16 protein-coding genes and 2 tRNA genes are annotated in these 19,158 nt (G+C 44.7%); 1 reads left to right on the top strand and 17 read right to left on the bottom strand.

Annotation, left to right across the window (positions count from 1 at the left end; all coding sequences use genetic code 11):
* Positions 1-16 precede the first annotated feature (16 nt).
* The 13 genes from truB to rlmE all read right to left on the bottom strand — a co-directional run bounded on the left by truB (position 17) and on the right by rlmE (position 12,594).
* Positions 17-1,000 (bottom strand): tRNA pseudouridine(55) synthase TruB, encoded by a 984-nt coding sequence (gene truB / locus Q4492_RS14155; protein WP_303419230.1) that lies wholly within the window; start codon positions 998-1,000, stop codon positions 17-19.
* A gap of 3 nt (positions 1,001-1,003) precedes the next feature.
* Complete coding sequence (rbfA, locus tag Q4492_RS14150) at positions 1,004-1,405, bottom strand: 30S ribosome-binding factor RbfA (RefSeq protein ID WP_067868151.1); 402 nt, start codon at positions 1,403-1,405, stop codon at positions 1,004-1,006.
* Between the two features lie 17 nt (positions 1,406-1,422).
* Positions 1,423-3,984, bottom strand: coding sequence for a translation initiation factor IF-2 (gene infB, locus Q4492_RS14145; protein WP_303419225.1), 2,562 nt, complete (start codon positions 3,982-3,984; stop codon positions 1,423-1,425).
* A 27-nt stretch (positions 3,985-4,011) separates the two neighbouring features.
* Positions 4,012-5,502: a transcription termination factor NusA gene (gene nusA / locus Q4492_RS14140; RefSeq protein WP_303419222.1), complete on the bottom strand. Its 1,491-nt coding sequence runs from the start codon at positions 5,500-5,502 to the stop codon at positions 4,012-4,014.
* A gap of 33 nt (positions 5,503-5,535) precedes the next feature.
* The gene (gene rimP, locus Q4492_RS14135) at positions 5,536-5,991 is read right to left on the bottom strand and encodes a ribosome maturation factor RimP (RefSeq protein WP_067868160.1); all 456 of its coding nucleotides are present in this window, start codon (positions 5,989-5,991) and stop codon (positions 5,536-5,538) included.
* 189 nt (positions 5,992-6,180) lie between these two features.
* Positions 6,181-6,257: transfer RNA gene (locus tag Q4492_RS14130), tRNA-Met, on the bottom strand.
* A gap of 50 nt (positions 6,258-6,307) precedes the next feature.
* Positions 6,308-6,394, bottom strand: a tRNA-Leu gene (locus tag Q4492_RS14125).
* A 19-nt stretch (positions 6,395-6,413) separates the two neighbouring features.
* On the bottom strand, positions 6,414-6,794 hold the full coding sequence (gene secG, locus Q4492_RS14120; RefSeq protein ID WP_303419217.1) for a preprotein translocase subunit SecG: 381 nt from the start codon (positions 6,792-6,794) through the stop codon (positions 6,414-6,416).
* A gap of 15 nt (positions 6,795-6,809) precedes the next feature.
* Positions 6,810-7,559, bottom strand: coding sequence for a triose-phosphate isomerase (gene tpiA / locus Q4492_RS14115; RefSeq protein ID WP_303419214.1), 750 nt, complete (start codon positions 7,557-7,559; stop codon positions 6,810-6,812).
* A gap of 45 nt (positions 7,560-7,604) precedes the next feature.
* On the bottom strand, positions 7,605-8,951 hold the full coding sequence (gene glmM / locus Q4492_RS14110; RefSeq protein ID WP_303419211.1) for a phosphoglucosamine mutase: 1,347 nt from the start codon (positions 8,949-8,951) through the stop codon (positions 7,605-7,607).
* Positions 8,952-8,961: 10 nt separating this feature from the next.
* A complete protein-coding gene (gene folP / locus Q4492_RS14105; protein WP_303419208.1) occupies positions 8,962-9,819 on the bottom strand; it encodes a dihydropteroate synthase in 858 nt (285 codons plus the stop codon).
* An 89-nt stretch (positions 9,820-9,908) separates the two neighbouring features.
* Positions 9,909-11,870, bottom strand: a complete 1,962-nt coding sequence (gene ftsH / locus Q4492_RS14100) for an ATP-dependent zinc metalloprotease FtsH (protein ID WP_303419206.1) — start codon at positions 11,868-11,870, stop codon at positions 9,909-9,911.
* Between the two features lie 103 nt (positions 11,871-11,973).
* Complete coding sequence (rlmE, locus tag Q4492_RS14095) at positions 11,974-12,594, bottom strand: 23S rRNA (uridine(2552)-2'-O)-methyltransferase RlmE (RefSeq protein ID WP_303419204.1); 621 nt, start codon at positions 12,592-12,594, stop codon at positions 11,974-11,976.
* Positions 12,595-12,719: 125 nt separating this feature from the next.
* On the opposite strand from rlmE, the gene Q4492_RS14090 reads away from it, so the two are divergent.
* Complete coding sequence (locus tag Q4492_RS14090; protein WP_067868174.1) at positions 12,720-13,022, top strand: YhbY family RNA-binding protein; 303 nt, start codon at positions 12,720-12,722, stop codon at positions 13,020-13,022.
* Between the two features lie 56 nt (positions 13,023-13,078).
* On the opposite strand, the gene greA is transcribed toward Q4492_RS14090, so the two are convergent.
* The 4 genes from greA to Q4492_RS14070 all read right to left on the bottom strand — a co-directional run bounded on the left by greA (position 13,079) and on the right by Q4492_RS14070 (position 19,024).
* Positions 13,079-13,555: a transcription elongation factor GreA gene (gene greA / locus Q4492_RS14085; protein WP_303419200.1), complete on the bottom strand. Its 477-nt coding sequence runs from the start codon at positions 13,553-13,555 to the stop codon at positions 13,079-13,081.
* A 1-nt stretch (position 13,556) separates the two neighbouring features.
* Positions 13,557-16,766, bottom strand: a complete 3,210-nt coding sequence (gene carB / locus Q4492_RS14080) for a carbamoyl-phosphate synthase large subunit (protein WP_303419197.1) — start codon at positions 16,764-16,766, stop codon at positions 13,557-13,559.
* 101 nt (positions 16,767-16,867) lie between these two features.
* Positions 16,868-18,001 (bottom strand): glutamine-hydrolyzing carbamoyl-phosphate synthase small subunit, encoded by a 1,134-nt coding sequence (carA, locus tag Q4492_RS14075; protein WP_303419194.1) that lies wholly within the window; start codon positions 17,999-18,001, stop codon positions 16,868-16,870.
* 228 nt (positions 18,002-18,229) lie between these two features.
* Complete coding sequence (locus tag Q4492_RS14070) at positions 18,230-19,024, bottom strand: ABC transporter substrate-binding protein (RefSeq protein ID WP_303419192.1); 795 nt, start codon at positions 19,022-19,024, stop codon at positions 18,230-18,232.
* Between the last annotated feature and the right edge of the window lie 134 nt (positions 19,025-19,158).

The raw sequence follows: 19,158 nt of genomic DNA, 5'->3' as shown, positions 1-19,158 counted from the left end.
TTCTATTTAATTAGTACTATTGGTCGTTTTCAGTACAAATAAGCCGTTTAGGCTTAAATGCTCCTTCATCGCTAACCTCAGCAACACCCAAAAAACGCTCGGGGTCTACCTCAGTTGCAGATGCAAATAAACGCACCAAACCACCCGTCTCATATTTTTGTGCTTCATTCGATAACACATGATGACCATGAAGCAAAAGTTTCGACTGGGAGGGATCAAGTTGCACAGCTGGCAAATCAGCCACTGCTGCCCACGCTGGCAATAATAGCTTATCTAGCTCAAATTGTATGCCCTTTAGGGCCTCTTCATCGGCATTTTCCGGTACATTTTGACGCAGCTCATCCAATGTCATCATCTGGTCCGCTGTAAATGCGCCGACATCTTTTCGATGCAGCATTTTTACATGGGCTCCACAGCCTATAAGGTGGCCTAGATCTTCGACAATTGAACGGATGTAAGTCCCTTTTGAGCAATACACTTCAAGATCAATTTCATCACCTCGAAAGGCCGTCATTTTTATCTCGTGGATAATGACCTTACGCGGCTTAACTTCTATCTTGATCCCTTGGCGTGCCAGTTTATATAAAGGCTGGCCTTGATGCTTTAGCGCAGAAAACATGGACGGCACTTGTTCTATTTCGCCGCTAAAATGCTCGACGAGAAACTGCTCAATCTGTGCTTCGGTTAGATTTTCTGGTACAGGTTTTTCTTCAACAACCACGCCATCAGCATCACTAGAGTCTGTTCTTATCCCTAGCTTTGCGGTGGTTATGTAGCGTTTATCTGAATCTAACAGATGCTGTGAAAACTTTGTCGCTTCACCTAAACAGATAGGAAGCATACCGGTTGCCAGAGGATCTAGCGCGCCTGTATGCCCACCTTTAGCGGCACCATATAGACGACGCACTTGTTGAAGAGCAAAATTAGAAGAGATACCTGGCGGTTTATTTAACAGAAATACACCGTCGACCGCCCGGCCTCGGTTTCTACGACGACCCACGCATTACTCTCCGTCGGTGTCGTTATTTGAATTCTGATTTTCTTGGCGCACTGCGGCCTCAATCAGATGATGCAAGTGACGACCACGTTCGATAGTTTCATCGAAATGGAAACGCAACTGCGGCATCACTCGTAACTTAACTTGTTTAGCCAGCGCCCCTCTTAGGAAACCGGCCGCATTATTAAGCACTTTTAGTGAATCAACTATTGCTTCATCTTCATCTTTACCATTAAGCGGTAAAACAGTGATGTAAACATCAGCGTAGCCAAGATCTTTACTCACCTTGGCATAGCTTACTGTCACCATACCAAGACGAGGATCTTTAATTTCTAACTGGATAAGCTGGGCCAGCTCACGTTGGAGCTGGTCCGCAATCCTTGATGTACGACTATAATCGCGTGCCATAAAGGTTATCTATTACCTTAAAGTGTACGTTGAACTTCGACTGTGTCGAAGACCTCAATCTGGTCTCCTACTTTAACGTCGTTATAGTTCTTAACGCCGATACCACATTCCATACCCTGACGAACTTCGTTTACGTTATCTTTAAAGCGACGTAGAGATTCTAATTCGCCCTCATAGATAACCACGTTGTCACGCAGTACACGAATACGCTTGTTACGGAAAACTGTACCTTCAGTAACCATACAACCAGCCACAAGACCAATCTTAGGTGCTTTAAATACATCACGTACTTCAGCAATACCAACGATCTCTTCACGGTATTCAGGAGAAAGAAGACCGCCCATCGCCTGCTTAACGTCATCAATAATATCGTAGATTACGCTGTAGTAACGAAGTTCGATGCCTTCACGTTCCATTACCTGACGAGCCTGCTGATCAGCACGGACGTTGAAACCAACCATCAATGCAGATGCTGTAACCGCAAGGTTAGCATCAGTCTCAGCAATACCACCAACACCGCCAGAAACGATATTCACTTTTACTTCATCGGTAGATAGATCTTCCAATGCGTGAGTTAGCGCTTCCAATGAACCACGTACGTCTGTTTTAAGGACAATATTGAAAGTTTTAACATCACCGGCTTGCATGTTAGCAAACAAGTTTTCTAGTTTAGATTTCTGCTGGCGGGCCAATTTCACATCACGGTATTTACCTTGACGGAACAGTGCAATCTCACGCGCTTTCTTCTCGCTGCTAACAACAGTGAATTCATCACCGGCATTAGGCGTACCATCTAGGCCTTGAATCTCAACCGGGATAGCAGGACCTGCACCATGAATAGGCTTACCATTTTCATCCAGCATCGCACGAATACGACCATAATGTAGACCGGCAAGAACGATATCACCTTTTTCCAAGGTTCCGTTTTGGATCAGTACCGTTGCAACTGGACCACGGCCTTTATCAAGACGGGACTCAACAACTACACCTTGAGCTGGAGCCTTAGGCACTGCAGTTAGTTCAAGAATTTCAGATTGCAGTAACACTGCATCTAATAACTCATCAATACCTTGGCCTGTTTTAGCCGATACACTTACAAACTGATTTTCACCACCCCACTCTTCAGGGATAACATCCAGTGCTGCAAGTTCATTCTTAACACGATCAGGATCAGCTTGCTCTTTATCAATTTTATTAACCGCAACAACGAGTGGTACACCCGCAGCTTTAGCATGCTGTACCGCTTCTTCAGTCTGAGGCATTACACCATCATCAGCAGCCACAACAAGAATAACGATATCAGTTACAGAAGCACCACGCGCACGCATCGCTGTAAAAGCAGCATGTCCCGGTGTATCTAAGAAAGTAACCATGCCATTATCTGTTTCTACATGATAAGCACCAATGTGCTGCGTAATACCGCCGGACTCACCGGAAGCTACACGTGATGAACGTATATAGTCCAACAATGATGTTTTACCATGGTCAACGTGACCCATAACAGTAACAACCGGTGCGCGACTTTCCTGCTCACCCTGCATTGCTTGAATACTTTCCATCAACGCTTCTTCAACCGCATTCTCTTGAAGTGCGATTGGCGTATGACCCATCTCTTCTACAACAAGCATACCTGTTTCTTGGTCAATCACTTGGTTAATAGTCGCCATAGCGCCCATACCAAACATAACCTTGATCACTTCTGCAGCTTTAACGTTCATTTTCTTCGCTAATTCTGCAACAGTAATACTTTCAGGAACAGTTACATCAATGACTTGCTGAGTTGTTGGTTCTTTAAAGCCATGTTCGTTTGGCTTGTTAGAAAGAGGACGACCATTTTTACCGCGATTACGGCTAATTTTCCCGCCTCGACGGTTATCGTTACGATTATCACCACGGTTATTTTTGCCTTTACCGCGACGATTATCTTGTGACGCTGGCTCTTTCTTCTTAGCTTGTTCTTGTGCTTTAAAGCGTGCTTCAGCTTCAGCTTCAGCCTTACGACGGCGAGCTTCTTCTTCCTCTTCACGTTTTAAACGAGCCGCTTCTTCAGCTTCTTTCTGCTTACGCTGAACATCAACTTCTTCTTGCTCTCGGCTCTGCTCTTGCTTAGTTTCACGTTCTTTAGCAGCTTCTGCTTCAGCCGCTTCGCGTGCAGCTTGTTCTTTCGCTTCCTGCTGCTTACGCTCTTCTTCTAAACGCAATTCTTCAGCTTTCTGAGCTTCTAATGCAGCTTCGTCAACTGTTTCAGTTGGCTCATCACCACCTTCAACTTCTGAGCGTTTCACATAGGTACGCTTTTTACGTACTTCTACATTAACTGTTTTCTTCTTACCTGATGAACCTGACACTTTAAGCTGAGATGTAGTTTTACGCTTTAAAGTGATTTTCTTTGGTTCACCATCTGCTGCATCTTCACCGTGACTACGCTTAAGATGATTCAGCAATGTTTGACGCTCTGATTCAGATACTTCAGCGCCAACATTCTTACCAGATATACCTGCTTCCTTCATTTGCTCGAGCAAACGATCAACGGAAACACCAACCATTTCGGCGAGTTGCTTTACTGTTACTTCGGCCATTATTAAGGGGCTCCTCTTCCGTTAACCTTACTCTTCTTCTGCAAACCATGGAGCACGAGCAGTCATGATTAACGATGCGGCTCGTTCTTCGTCCAGGTCTTCGATATCTATCAAATCATCAATAGATTGTTCCGCCAAATCTTCCATCGTAATGATGCCTTGAGCAGCAAGAATGAAAGCTAAATGCTTATCCATTCCCTCCATCTCAAGAAGATCTGCAGCGGGTTCTGCTTTATCCAGTTGCTCTTCATTGGCTATTGCCAAGTTAAGCAGTGCGTCTTTAGCACGTTTGCGCAGCTCATTGACGATATCTTCATCGAATCCATCAATTTCAAGCATCTCATCAACTGGAACATAAGCAACCTCTTCCAGTGTAGTGAAGCCTTCGCCAACTAATACTTCTGCAACGTCTTCGTCCACATCAAGATGATCAACAAACTGACCAATGACAGAACCAACTTCAGATTGATGCTTATTCTGTGCATCCTCTTCAGTCATGACGTTAAGTTCCCAGCCAGTTAGCTCAGATGCCAAACGTACATTTTGTCCGTTACGACCAATAGCCATAGCAAGATTTTCACTTGCAACAGCAACATCCATAGAATGAGTTTCTTCATCTAGGACAATCGATGCAACTTCAGCAGGCGCCATTGCGTTAATCACTAACTGTGCAGGATTATCATCCCACAACACAATATCAACACGCTCACCGTTCAATTCATTTGATACAGCTTGCACACGAGAACCTCGCATACCAACACAAGCACCAACCGGATCGATACGGCCATCATTTGTTTTTACAGCAATTTTCGCACGGGAACCTAAATCACGGGAAGCAGCTCGAATCTCGATAACCTCTTCCGAAATTTCAGGCACTTCAATACGAAACAACTCAATCAACATCTCGTTGCACGCACGGCTCATAATTAACTGAGGCCCGCGACCTTCAGAGCGAACTTCAAGTAAAACAGCACGAACACGATCACCCATGCGGAATGTTTCACGCTGAATCAACTGGTCACGTGGTAGCAACGCTTCAGCGTTGTTACCTAAGTCCACTATAATATTATCGCGTGTAACTTTTTTGACACTGCCCGAGATCAACTCACCTTGGCGATCACGATAGAGTTCAACCACTTTTGCTCTTTCAGCTTCACGCACTTTCTGTACGATAACTTGTTTAGCCGTTTGTGCCGCAATACGACCAAACTTAACAGATTCAACCTGCTCTTCGTGGATATCACCTGGCTGCAGCGCTGTATCAATCTCTTCAGCTTCCTGCATTGTTAACTCTGTACCTAGTGCAGGTACAACCTCGTTGGTTACAACTAACCAACGACGGAATGTTTCGTAATCGCCTGTTGCGCGATCAATTACTACGCGAATATCAGCTTCTTCGTCATAACGTTTTTTTGTCGCCGTTGCCAATGCAACTTCGATAGCTTCGAAAATAACTTCTTTCGGAACTTCTTTTTCGTTAGAAACTGCTTCTGCTACCAACAGAATCTCTTTATTCATGCCTCTGCCTCACCCAAGACCCCAATTCTATATTTAGAACTGAGGGATAATGTTTGCCCGATCGATATACTCAATCGGCAGCATATATTCTTCATCATCAACAACGACAAGTATGTCGTCGCCTTCAATACCATTTAAAATACCTTTGAACTTACGACGCCCTTCATATGCTATGCGCAAACGCAGCTGGATATGAGAACCGGCATAGGCCGCAAACTGTTCTAAAGTAAATAACGGACGATCCACACCAGGCGACGATACCTCTAAGGTATAATTTCCTGCTATCGGATCTTCAACATCCATAATTCCACTGATCTGATGACTTACCTTTGCGCAGTCATCTACGCTAATGCCATTTTCAGAATCAATGTACACCCTTAAAGTGCTGTGTTTTCCCTGTGAGAGAAACTCAATACCCCAGAGCTCAACCCCCAACGCAATTACTGACGGTTCAATTAACTCTTGTAACAGTTTCATTTTCGCTGACACGAACAACCCACCCGTACTAACACTTAAACGCTTATTTCTTATATTTCAATAAGTTAACTAAAGCATTTACAAATTTCACAAACAAAAAATGGGTCTAATGACCCATTCCCGACCTACAGTATAGATATTCTTATACTGTAATTCACTGACGAAAAAGCCCCTAAAAAGGGGCCTTACGCTAAATAAGGTTGGTAGCGGGGGCTGGATTTGAACCAACGACCTTCGGGTTATGAGCCCGACGAGCTACCAAGCTGCTCCACCCCGCATCAAAACTGGTGCAAATTGTATATGTACCAGCGACCTTAATCAAGATTAATGGTGCCCAAGGCCGGACTTGAACCGGCACGGCCTGACGGCCACTACCCCCTCAAGGTAGCGTGTCTACCAATTCCACCACTTGGGCATCAAACCTTTACGACCCATTAGTCAGCTTTTGGAATATCTGACTCAACAGGCGCTACAACCTTTCCTTCCTCTTCCAAAGCAGGAAGCTGAGGCTCAGCAGGTAGCACAGGGGCTTGACTCTCAACAACCGTAGCTGCTGGGATTCCCGCGTCACCAATAGATTCTGCTTTCTCTTTAGCATAGATAGCTAAGATAAAGCTTGTTACAAAAATGCCTGCAGCAACAATACCCGTCATACGAGACAGAAAGTTACCACTACCCGTACTACCGAAAACAGTCTGGGAAGCGCCTGCACCGAAAGAGGCACCTGCTTCAGCGCCTTTGCCCTGTTGCAGCAAAATCAGACCAATTACAGCCGCTGCTAACAACACATGAATAATCAGAACTACTGTTTCCATTGTTTAACCGTCTATTTATGCACCTGCCGCATGGCAGATGGCAATAAAATCATTTGCTTTAAGAGAGGCTCCACCTACTAGCCCTCCATCAACGTCATCGTTCGCGAACAACTCTGCAGCATTTCCCGCATTGACACTACCACCGTATAAGATACGGGTAGCTGATGCAGTTTTTGCATCATACTCTGCGATCATTGCGCGAATTGCAGCATGTACATCTTGCGCTTGTTCAGATGTCGCGGTTTTACCTGTACCTATTGCCCATACAGGCTCATAGGCAATAACAGCATCCGCAAACTTATCAATTCCAGCAGCATCAATTACTGCCTTTAACTGACGTCCAACAACATCAAGTGTCTTACCTTGCTCTCGTTCTTCAAGAGTTTCACCTACACAAAGAATAGGCTTTAACCCTGCAGCCACTGTTGCGATAAACTTATCAGCAACCACTAAATCAGTTTCTGCATACAGACTGCGACGTTCCGAATGTCCTAGGATCACATACTCACATCCTAAGTCACTCAACATCGGCAGTGAAATTTCGCCCGTAAAAGCCCCGTCTGGGTTTTCGCTCACATTCTGTGCACCCACAGCAATGAACGAACCTGACAGCGACTTCACTTGGGATAGGTATATCGCAGGCGGACACACTAGCACATCAACGGCTGAAGTTTGAATACCAGAAACTAACTCATTCATTAATTTATTAATGAAGTCAGTTCGGCCATTCATCTTCCAGTTTCCGGCAACTAAAGCTCTGCGCATTAATACCCCCTATTTCAAGAGGCGCAAATATTAACTGGCTTACACTTAAGTTTCAAGCTCCATCAAGGCTTTTTCAACATCGGTCGCGAGCTGTTGACAGAGATTAGCCACTTCATCCGCATCTTCCCCTTCAACCATGACTCGAACCAAAGGCTCTGTACCCGAAGGGCGCAACAAAATGCGTCCCCGCTCGCCGAGTTTTTTCTCTGCATTGACAACAGCCTGCTGAATACTGTCAATCTCATTAATATTAACTTTTTGAGCCACTCGCACGTTAATCATCACTTGCGGCATTTTAGTCATACCATGACGCAGCTCGGCCAAAGTTTTACCGGTTTCAACAATAGCTTTTAGTACTTGTAACGCAGCAACAGTTCCATCTCCAGTCGTTGTCAGGTGACGACAAACAATATGTCCGGAGCTTTCTCCACCTAAAATCCAGTCATTCAGGTACAACTGCTCCATGACATAACGATCGCCTACACTTGCTCTGATAAATGGAATATTCTCACGCGCGAACGCCTGCTCGAGTCCAAAATTACTCATCAATGTTCCGACAACGCCACCGGTGAATACACCTTCGCGGCGCATCTGGGCAGCGATAATAAATAACAGCTCATCGCCATCAACCTCCTGCCCATCCTGATCCACCATGATGACGCGATCACCATCGCCATCCAACGCTATACCTAAATCCGCTTTTTCAGCCAACACAACGGTACGTAAACGTTCAGTTTCTGTAGCACCACAGTTTTCATTTATATTCAAACCATCTGGAGAGGATGCGATCTCAATAACCTTTGCACCTAATTCAGTAAATACAGAAGGAGCCACATGGTAAGTTGCGCCATTTGCGCAGTCTAAAATAATTTTTAATCCTTTTAGCGAGATGCCTCCCGCTGTAGCTTTACAAAATTCAATATAGCGTCCAGCGGCATCAACAATCCTTTTCGCTTTACCCAGCTCAGACGAATCCACTGTCGTCATCGCTATATCCATTTGCGCTTCTATCGCTTGCTCAACATCATCGGGTAGCTTTGTCCCTTCAGATGAGAAGAATTTAATGCCGTTATCATAAAAAGGATTATGAGACGCACTAATCACAATCCCCGCATCCGCACGAAAGGTTCTTGCTAAGTAAGCGACGGCCGGTGTAGGCATTGGGCCTGTTAACAGCACATCCACACCCGCCGCAGACAAACCTGCCTCTAAAGCAGATTCAAACATATAACCGGAAATACGCGTATCTTTGCCGATCAAAATTTTACTATAACCCTCTCGAGCAAAGACCTTACCTGCCGCCCAACCCAACTTCAGAACAAAGTCTGGCGTCACTGGAAACTGCCCAACCCTACCGCGAATACCGTCAGTCCCAAAATAGCGCTTTGTCATCTTCTTCCCTCTATTTAATAACCGCTTCAGCCATAACGGCGCGGGTCATTTTTACTGCATCCGCAGTTTCTTTAACATCATGCACTCGAACAATGGCGGCGCCTTGCATCACCGACATAACAACAGTAGCTAAACCACCGGCCAAACGCTGGTCAACTTCTCGATTTAACACCGCACCCAGCATCGATTTACGAGAAGTACCGATCAACAAAGGCAACCCAAATGCATGCAATTGAGATATATTATTCATCAGCCTTAGATTATGCTCCACGGTTTTACCAAAACCAAAACCTGGATCAAGAATAAGGCGCTCTTTAGCTATACCTGAAGCTTCACAAGCCAAAACACGCTCGGCAAAGAAATCGCTGACATCATCCAAAACATCAGCATACTCTGGACGATCCTGCATAGTCGCAGGACTTCCCAACATATGCATCAGGCAAACAGGTAAGTCTGTGCGAGAGGCCGCTTCTAAGGCTCCCTCTCGCCCTAAAGCACGAACATCGTTAATCAGTCCTGCGCCTAACTTGGCCGCCTCTGTTATGAGTTCAGGAGCGCTGGTATCGATAGAGATAACCACATCAAACTCTTGGGCTATCTTCTCGATGACTGGCAACACTCGCTCTTTTTCCTCCTGAAGCGATACAGGTACAGCACCAGGCCTCGTTGACTCACCACCAATATCCAAAATGGTTGCGCCATCACCGATCATTTTTTCAGCTTGAATTAGAATTTTATCTAACTGAACTGAACCGCCGTTATGCAACACTCCGCCATCGGAAAACGAATCAGGCGTGACATTAAGAATACCCATCACATGCGTGTATGATAAATCTAAGGTACGCGTGCCAAACTGAAATTCACGCATAGTATCTGCCTTATTCTGATTATTTAACATATTAAAAAAGGCCAGCTTCGTTACAAAGCTAGCCTTTTATCTTTCAATCCACCTGATAATTAGTGGATATTTTTATCTGAAGAATCAGGCACATCTGGATCAACGCCCTCATCACCTTCATTCATATCTACTTCATCGGCGGATGGTTTAGTCGACTCATCTGCCGATGCAGCAGGCGTATCACCTTCACTGTCATCACCCTCAACCCAACCTTCAGGCGGAGAAACAGGCTTACGCTCCATCAACTCATCTATCTGACTACTATCAATAGTTTCATACTTCATAAGTGCAGCACACATAGACTCAAGAATATCGCGATTATCTACGAGGATCTTCTCAGCACGCCTGTAACATTCATCGATAATCTTACGGGTTTCCATATCGATTTTACGTTGAGTTTCCTCAGCAAGCGGTTTAGCGCCTTGACCATAGCCACGGTTAAACGGATCAGACTCTTCCTCATCATATAGCAGAGGCCCCATCTCATCGGTCAAACCCCACTTCGCAACCATACTCCGAGCAAAAGAAGTCGCTCTCTGTATATCGTTAGAAGCACCTGTAGTCACACCATCTTTACCTAAAGTCATCTCCTCAGCGATTCGACCACCATATAACGAACAGATGTTGGACATAATCGACTGACGGCTATGACTATAGCGATCTTCTAAAGGCAAAAACATAGTCACACCTAAAGCACGACCACGAGGAATAATGGACACTTTGTATACAGGATCATGTTCAGGCATTAAACGACCAACAATCGCGTGCCCCGCTTCATGGTACGCTGTATTCAAGCGTTCCTTCTCAGACATCACCATCGATTTACGCTCGGCGCCCATCATGATTTTGTCTTTTGCTTTTTCAAACTGTTCCATTCTAACGGTACGTTTACCGCCTCGTGCGGCAAAAAGAGCGGCTTCATTGACCAAATTTGCCAAATCAGCACCAGAGAAACCAGGCGTACCACGAGCAATCAGCTCAGGTTTTACGTCATCTCCTAAAGGCACTTTCCGCATATGCACTTTAAGGATTTTCTCTCTACCACGAATATCTGGAAGACCAACATGTACCTGCCTATCAAAACGTCCTGGACGTAATAATGCTGGATCCAACACATCAGGTCGGTTAGTTGCCGCGATAACAATAATGCCTTCATTACCTTCAAAGCCATCCATTTCAACCAACAACTGGTTTAAGGTTTGCTCTCGCTCATCATTACCGCCGCCCATGCCTACACCACGGTGACGACCAACAGCATCGATCTCATCTATAAAGATAATACAAGGTGCGTTCTTTTTCGCTTGCTCAAACATATCACGAACACGGGATGCACCTACACCTACAAACATCTCAACAAAATCAGAACCTGAGATGGTAAAGAAAGGTACTTTTGCTTCGCCCGCTATCGCTTTCGCCAATAGGGTTTTACCTGTACCGGGGCTACCCGACATAAGTACACCACGGGGAATATGACCGCCAAGACGCTGAAATTTACCTGGATCACGAAGAAAATCAACTAACTCACGGACATCTTCTTTCGCTTCTTCAACACCGGCCACGTCATCAAATGTAGTCTGAATCTGATCTTCACCCATCATGCGCGCTTTGGATTTACCAAACGACATAGGGCCGCCTTTACCGCCACCCCCTTGCATCTGACGCATAAAGAACATAAATACAGCGATAATGACTAATATAGGGAAGGAAGCAACTAACAGCTGAGTCCAAATGCTCTGCTGTTCTGGTTGTTTACCCTCAATAACTACATCATTCGCAAACAGGTCATCAACAAGTTTAGGATCCTGCAACGCTGGTCGCGTTGTCTCAAATGTCTCACCATTACTACGGTGCCCTTGGATTGTATAACCGTCAATAATGACTTTTTCTACACTTCCGGCTTTCACTTCTGAAACAAATTCAGAATAGCTAAGACGTTTAGATTCCGCACTTTCATTAAAGTTATTAAATACTGTCAGCAATACCGCTGCGATCACTAGCCACAAAACCAGATTTTTCGCCATATCATTCAATGGAATACCCTCAATTTGCTGATTAAGCTTGGCGCTCTACTTGGAGACGCTAAACACTATACTATGCGGCCACACTTGACCACTAAAACACGGCCTACCCTTTAAAACCTTTACCTAATAAATACACTTCTCGTGATCGAGCACGAGAAGAATCAGGCTTACGGGTGACCACTTTATTAAAACTTGTACGCATATCTTGCAAATACTGATCAAAACCTTCGCCTTGAAATACTTTAGCGACAAAATTTCCGCCGGGCTTAAGTACCTCACGCGCCATATCTAAGGCTAACTCCACCAAATACATAGCCGCAGGCTGATCAACTGCTGACATACCACTCATATTGGGGGCCATATCTGAAATTACAAGGTCTGCCGGTTCATCTCCTAAGGCAGAAAGTATCTGTTGCAAAACAGCTTCCTCTGTAAAATCACCCTGCACGAACTCAACTCCCGACATTCCATCCATAGGCAATATATCAGACGCAACCACTCGCCCCCGATCACCAACACGCTCTGCCGCCACTTGAGACCAGCCACCTGGGGCCGCACCTAAGTCCACAACAGTCATGCCGGGTTTGAATAATTTATCTTTTGTATCAAGCTCAATAAGCTTGAAACTCGCACGGGAGCGATAACCATGCTCTTTTGCTTGTTTCACATAGTGATCATCAAAATGTTCTTTTAGCCAACGCTCACTGCTTGCTGATTTCGCCACTAACCACTTGCTCTCTGATTTAAGCGTTGTACGCTACTAAGCTGCGAACAACTGTTGTAAAATTGTTATATTATCTTTTCTGAGCTCTAAGCTCATCAAAACACTTTAAGGCAGCGTATTTTAATATGAGCTTGAATCCTGAGCAAAAGAAGCATTATCGCACTCTTGGTCACAAACTAAACCCTGTTGTTACTGTAGCAGGTAAAGGCTTAACTGAAGCAGTTCAACTTGAGGTCGATCGCGCTCTAGAAGATCACGAATTAATCAAAGTAAAGTTTGCTGTTGGTGATCGAGATACAAAGAAACTCATTATACGCGAACTATGCTCAATCGTTGAAGCAGAACTCATACAAGAAATTGGACATATAGCGCTCATCTACAGAAAAGCGTTAGAACCTAATCCTAAACTATCCAATCTTCTTCGTTAAGAATTATCTATATACAAAAAAGGGGTGCCAGTTGGCACCCCTTTTTATTTATCGCTTTAGATGTGAGCAACTTCGTCAATTTCAAATTCAGTCGCACCACCCGGCGTCTGAATATTAACGACATCACCCTCTTCTTTGCCAACTAAACCGCGTGCTATCGGGGAATTAACCGATATTTTACCCGCTTTGATATCAGCCTCATCATCTCCAACAATCTGATAAGTCTTAGACTCTTCAGTATCGAGATTAATGATTGTCACTGTAGTACCAAAAATAACTTTACCTGTTGCAGGGATCGCTGAAACATCGATCACTTGGCAGTTTGACAGCTTAGATTCTAAATCCTGAATACGCCCCTCAATAAAGCCTTGTTGTTCACGGGCGGCGTGGTATTCAGCATTTTCTTTTAGATCTCCGTGTTCCCGCGCCTCTGCAATATCAGCAATAACACGTGGACGATCAACTGTTTTTAGCTGCTCAAGCTCAGCACGAAGCGCTTTCTCGCCAGCAGCAGTCATCGGTACTCTAATCATCTTAGGCTCCTATGTCTTGAATACGACGAACTTCTTTCTCTTCGCCATATTGCAACGCCATGGTAATCGCTTCAGCACCCGCCAAGGTCGTTGTATAAGGAACTTTATGCTGGAGTGCACTACGACGAATATCAGCAGAGTCTTCAATTGCCTTACGGCCTTCTGTCGTATTGATAATATAAGCAATTTCGTCATTTTTGATCATATCCACTATATTGGGACGACCTTCCATGACTTTATTGACAATTTTCGCCTCTAAACCATGTTTTTCCATTAATGCGGCAGTACCCCGTGTAGCTACAAGCGAAAAGCCCAGCTCAACAAGGTCTTTGGCAACCTGCATAGATGCTTCTTTATCGACTTCACGTACAGAGATAAATGCCTGACCCGCTTGCGGCATAGTCTCACCGGCACCGATCTGAGCCTTCATAAAGGCCTCACCAAAGGTCGCACCTACGCCCATCACTTCACCCGTAGATTTCATCTCTGGTGATAAGATTGGGTCAACGCCTTGGAACTTATTAAATGGGAAAACAGCTTCCTTGACATTAAATAGCTTAGGCACAATTTCTTCAGTAAAACCAAGCTCTTTCAGAGACTTACCAGTCATCACTTGAGCGCCAATTTTAGCTAAAGATACACCAATACATTTAGATACAAATGGCACAGTACGTGATGCACGAGGGTTAACCTCAATCACATAAATTTCACCATCTTGATAAGCTAACTGCGCATTCATCAAGCCAACGACGCCAAGCTCTAGCGCCATTTTACGAATCATTTCCCGCATATCATCCTGCACATCAGCCGGGAGACTGTATGGAGGGAAAGAACATGCAGAGTCACCTGAGTGAACCCCCGCCTGCTCGATATGCTGCATGATTGCACCGATAACTACAGTTTCACCATCACATACGGCATCAATATCAATTTCGATAGCCGCATTAAGGAAATGATCCAATAGTACAGGCGCGTCATTAGAAACCTGAACCGCAGTTGTCATATAACGGCGCAGTTCTTCCTCTTTGTACACTATTTCCATTGCACGACCACCCAAAACATAAGATGGACGAACAACCAGAGGATAACCTAGTTTACCCGCTTCAATAATCGCTTCTTCCAAAGAGCGAACTGTCGCGTTCTCAGGCTGCTTAAGACCTAAACGCTTAAGCATCTGCTGGAACTGCTCACGGTCTTCTGCACGATCAATCGCTTCAGGTGAGGTACCAATAACCGGCACGCCCGCTTGCTCAAGAGCAACTGCAAGCTTCAGCGGCGTTTGACCACCATACTGAACAATGACTCCTTTAGGTTTCTCAACGTGTACAATTTCCAAAACATCTTCAAGCGTGATCGGCTCAAAGAATAAGCGATCAGATGTATCATAATCTGTTGAAACAGTCTCAGGGTTACAATTAACCATAATTGTTTCAAAGCCATCGTCACGCGCAGCAAGCGCAGCATGAACACAGCAGTAATCAAATTCGATACCTTGACCTATACGGTTAGGACCGCCACCGATAACCATGATTTTCTCACGATCTGTCGGATTAGCTTCACACTCTTCTTCGTAGGTGGAATACATATAGGCAGTATCAGATGCAAACTCAGCGGCACAAGTATCTACACGTTTATAAACAGGACGAACATCTAGATTATGACGGTGCTTACGGAACTGTTTTTCTGATACGCCAAGCAGCTTAGCCAAACGCTCATCAGAGAAACCTTTACGCTTCAGCTTGAAGACGGCATCTTTATCTAGATCAGTCATCGCGATTTCAGATACACGTAACTCGTCTTTGATAATATCTTCGACTTGAACAAGGAACCACGGATCAATACCGCTAATTTCATACAGCTCTTCGACCGTCATCCCTAAACGGAAAGCATCGCCTAGATACCAGATACGCTCAGCACCCGGCTCTTTCATCTCACGCACAATGGTGGCGCGAGCATCATCGCTCTCAATATCAATAATAGAGTCAAAACCAGTCGCACCAACCTCTAAACCACGCAATGCTTTCTGCAGTGATTCTTGCTGTGTACGGCCTATCGCCATAACTTCACCTACCGACTTCATTTGAGTCGTTAGACGATCATTAGCTTGTGGGAATTTCTCAAAGGTAAAACGCGGTATCTTAGTAACAACATAATCAATCGAAGGCTCGAAAGATGCAGGTGTACGACCGCCGGTAATATCATTCTGTAGTTCATCCAGCGTGTAACCAATAGCGAGCTTCGCAGCCACTTTCGCAATCGGGAAACCGGTTGCTTTAGAGGCTAAAGCTGATGAACGAGATACACGCGGGTTCATCTCGATAACGACCATACGGCCATCAACTGGGTTTACGCCAAACTGAACGTTAGAACCACCCGTCTCAACACCAATCTCACGCAATACCGCCAAAGAAGCGTTACGCATGATCTGATATTCTTTATCCGTCAATGTTTGTGCTGGCGCAACAGTGATAGAGTCGCCTGTATGTACACCCATTGCATCGAAGTTTTCAATCGCACAAACAATAATGCAGTTGTCGTTTTTATCACGAACAACTTCCATCTCATACTCTTTCCAACCAATCAGAGACTCGTCAATCAATAACTCTGTTGTTGGAGATAGATCTAAGCCACGCTCACAGATCTCGATAAACTCTTCTTTGTTATAAGCGATACCTCCACCGGTACCTCCCATAGTAAAAGAAGGTCGGATAATACATGGAAAACCAAGCTGAGCCTGAACCTGAAGCGCTTCTTCCATACTATGAGCAATAGCTGCACGAGGACACTCAAGGCCTATAGCTTTCATCGCTTTATCAAAGCGGTTGCGGTCTTCAGCTTTATCGATAGTATCAGCATTAGCACCGATCATCTCAACGCCATATTTTTCCAGAACCCCTTCACGCTCAAGATCAAGCGCACAGTTCAAAGCGGTCTGCCCACCCATTGTAGGCAATAATGCTTCAGGGCGTTCTTTCGCTATAATTTTTTCAACTGTTTTCCAATTGATAGGCTCGATATAAGTAGAATCAGCCATCGCAGGGTCAGTCATAATAGTAGCGGGGTTAGAGTTAACAAGAATAACTCGATAACCCTCTTCACGCAGAGCTTTACACGCTTGCGCGCCAGAATAATCAAATTCACATGCTTGCCCAATTACAATCGGACCTGCACCAAGAATCAAAATACTTTTTATATCAGTACGTTTTGGCATCGGTATTAAACCAGTCGTATCAGTTAGAAGCTGAGGAAGGCGGACAATTCACACCCTCCCTGTATCGTTTCAAACAACCTAATTTCTAGGTTATAGATGACTTACGCTTTAGCTGCTTTCATATCAGCAATGAAGCGATCAAACAGAGGCGCGACATCATGCGGACCCGGACTCGCCTCAGGGTGCCCCTGAAAACTAAACGCCGCACGGTCAGTACGCTCAATACCTTGCAAAGAGCCATCAAATAATGACTTATGCGTTGCACGTAACGTCGCCGGAAGCGCATCCTCATCAACCGCAAAACCATGATTCTGAGACGTGATCATTACCTGCTTACCATCTAAATCTTGAACTGGATGGTTAGCACCGTGATGACCAAATTTCATTTTCACCGTTTTAGCACCTGATGCCAACGCTAAAAGCTGATGACCTAAACAGATCCCAAAAACAGGTACATCTGTTTTACAGATCTCGGAAATTGCAGCAATAGCGTAGTCACATGGTTCTGGATCGCCTGGACCATTAGACAAAAACACACCATCAGGATTCATAGCTAAGACATCAGCAGCTGGAGTTTTTGCTGGCACTACAGTTAAACGGCAACCGCGCTCAACCAACATACGCAAAATATTGCGTTTGACACCGTAATCATAAGCAACAACATGGAAAGGCTGAGACTTTGGATCAAGATCAGCATGACCTGAACCTAGTTTCCAAGTTGACGAGTTCCACTCATAAGCTGTTTCAGTAGTAACAACCTGAGCAAGATCCATCCCCTTTAAGCCAGGAAAAGACTTAGCATCAGAAAGCGCCTTAGCCTCATCAATATCACCGGCCATAATACAGCCACTTAACGAACCTTTCTCACGAAGTATTCGAGTTAAGCGACGTGTATCAATGTCTGCAATACCTACAATATTGTTATCTTTCAGATAATCATCTAGGTTTTTTTCGTTACGAAAGTTACTCGCAACCAAAGGGAGATCGCGGATAACTAAACCCGCAGCCCAAGTACGAGACGACTCTTCATCCTCAGTATTGGTACCAGTGTTACCTATGTGAGGATAAGTAAGGGTTACTATCTGACGACAATAAGAAGGGTCTGTCAGAATTTCCTGATAACCCGTCATAGAGGTATTAAATACAACCTCGCCGCTAGACTGCCCGTCTGCGCCAATGGCTACGCCCTTGAATATACTTCCGTCTTCAAGAGCAAGAATGGCTGGTCTCGCCAATTGAACCTCCTCGCAAAATGTGCAACAACAAAATCAGAAACGATACGTGCAAAAAAGCGAGGCAAACCGAAATTCAGCCTCGCTTCCTTGTTAAGAAACTTGTACAAAAGGTTTGCTATAGGCAAACCGGCTGTATTTTATGCTATAAAGGCGCTTTCTGTCTATTCCGCAATTGCGAAAAGGGCATAATTAAACAAAATTGTTTTTTAAGAGTCGCTTAGAACAGCATTAATCCAAAAAGAGGCGCCAGTTTTCAAAGCCTTTAGATAGCGCCTGATCCATAAAACCCTCAGTTTGCATATCGGCGATCACTAGCGCCAAGCGCTTTCTCAAGACGGCCGTATTACATTTTGATTTTTTAGATATTGCCAAATGAAGACCTTCAGCACTAATTGGCGGCTCTAGAACATCAAAGTGCCCTTTATAACCGAGCAACTCTGCGTAAGCTAAACCTGGATTTTTCTCATACAGCACATAATCAGCTCGACCTCGATCAAGCATTAAAAAGGCCTGCCCTAAAGAGGGAACATAAGTTAGATTCAGCTTTTCTTTCGCATATTCATCAAAACCCTGCCCAAAACTATTATTGATGACAGTCACACCATGCAAATCGATTAAATCATCTCGGGAATTATAGGAGGCTTGCGTATTCGATTTACGCCAAACCACACTGGCTGTCTTAAAAAAAGCTGGGGAAATATAATTCATATACATAGTACGCGGCTCTGTATAAAAAATACCCGCCATCAAGTCTACCTTCCCTCGCTTCAGCATCTCCTGCGCACGCGCCCAAGATCCAACATCTAATAACTGAATAGTAATATCTAAGCGTCTAGCTATTTCATCAATTACCAGTCGGTTAGCCCCAATAACTTCTCCGTTATCTCCGCCTTGGCGCCATAAATAAGGGGAATACTCCACATTACCTGCGGCAGTTAACACAGAGCACTCACTCGCCCTTAGAGCGGATAAAGGCAACAATAAAAAAACACAAAGAGATAAAAGCAAAAAACGGCGACTCAAACTGACAACCTCAAAACCGACAATATACAATTGAGTATAAGCAGCAACAGCAAACACACGCAACCGCTAAAAGGTAGCGGTACGTCCAAAGGCCTGAACCCCAAGCCCCAGACGCAAAAAACCCCGGCTACGTA

The organism is Neptuniibacter sp. 1_MG-2023, assembly GCF_030547185.1.
Classification (GTDB): domain Bacteria; phylum Pseudomonadota; class Gammaproteobacteria; order Pseudomonadales; family Balneatricaceae; genus Neptuniibacter.
This window is presented reverse-complemented; position numbering and strand designations above follow the sequence as displayed.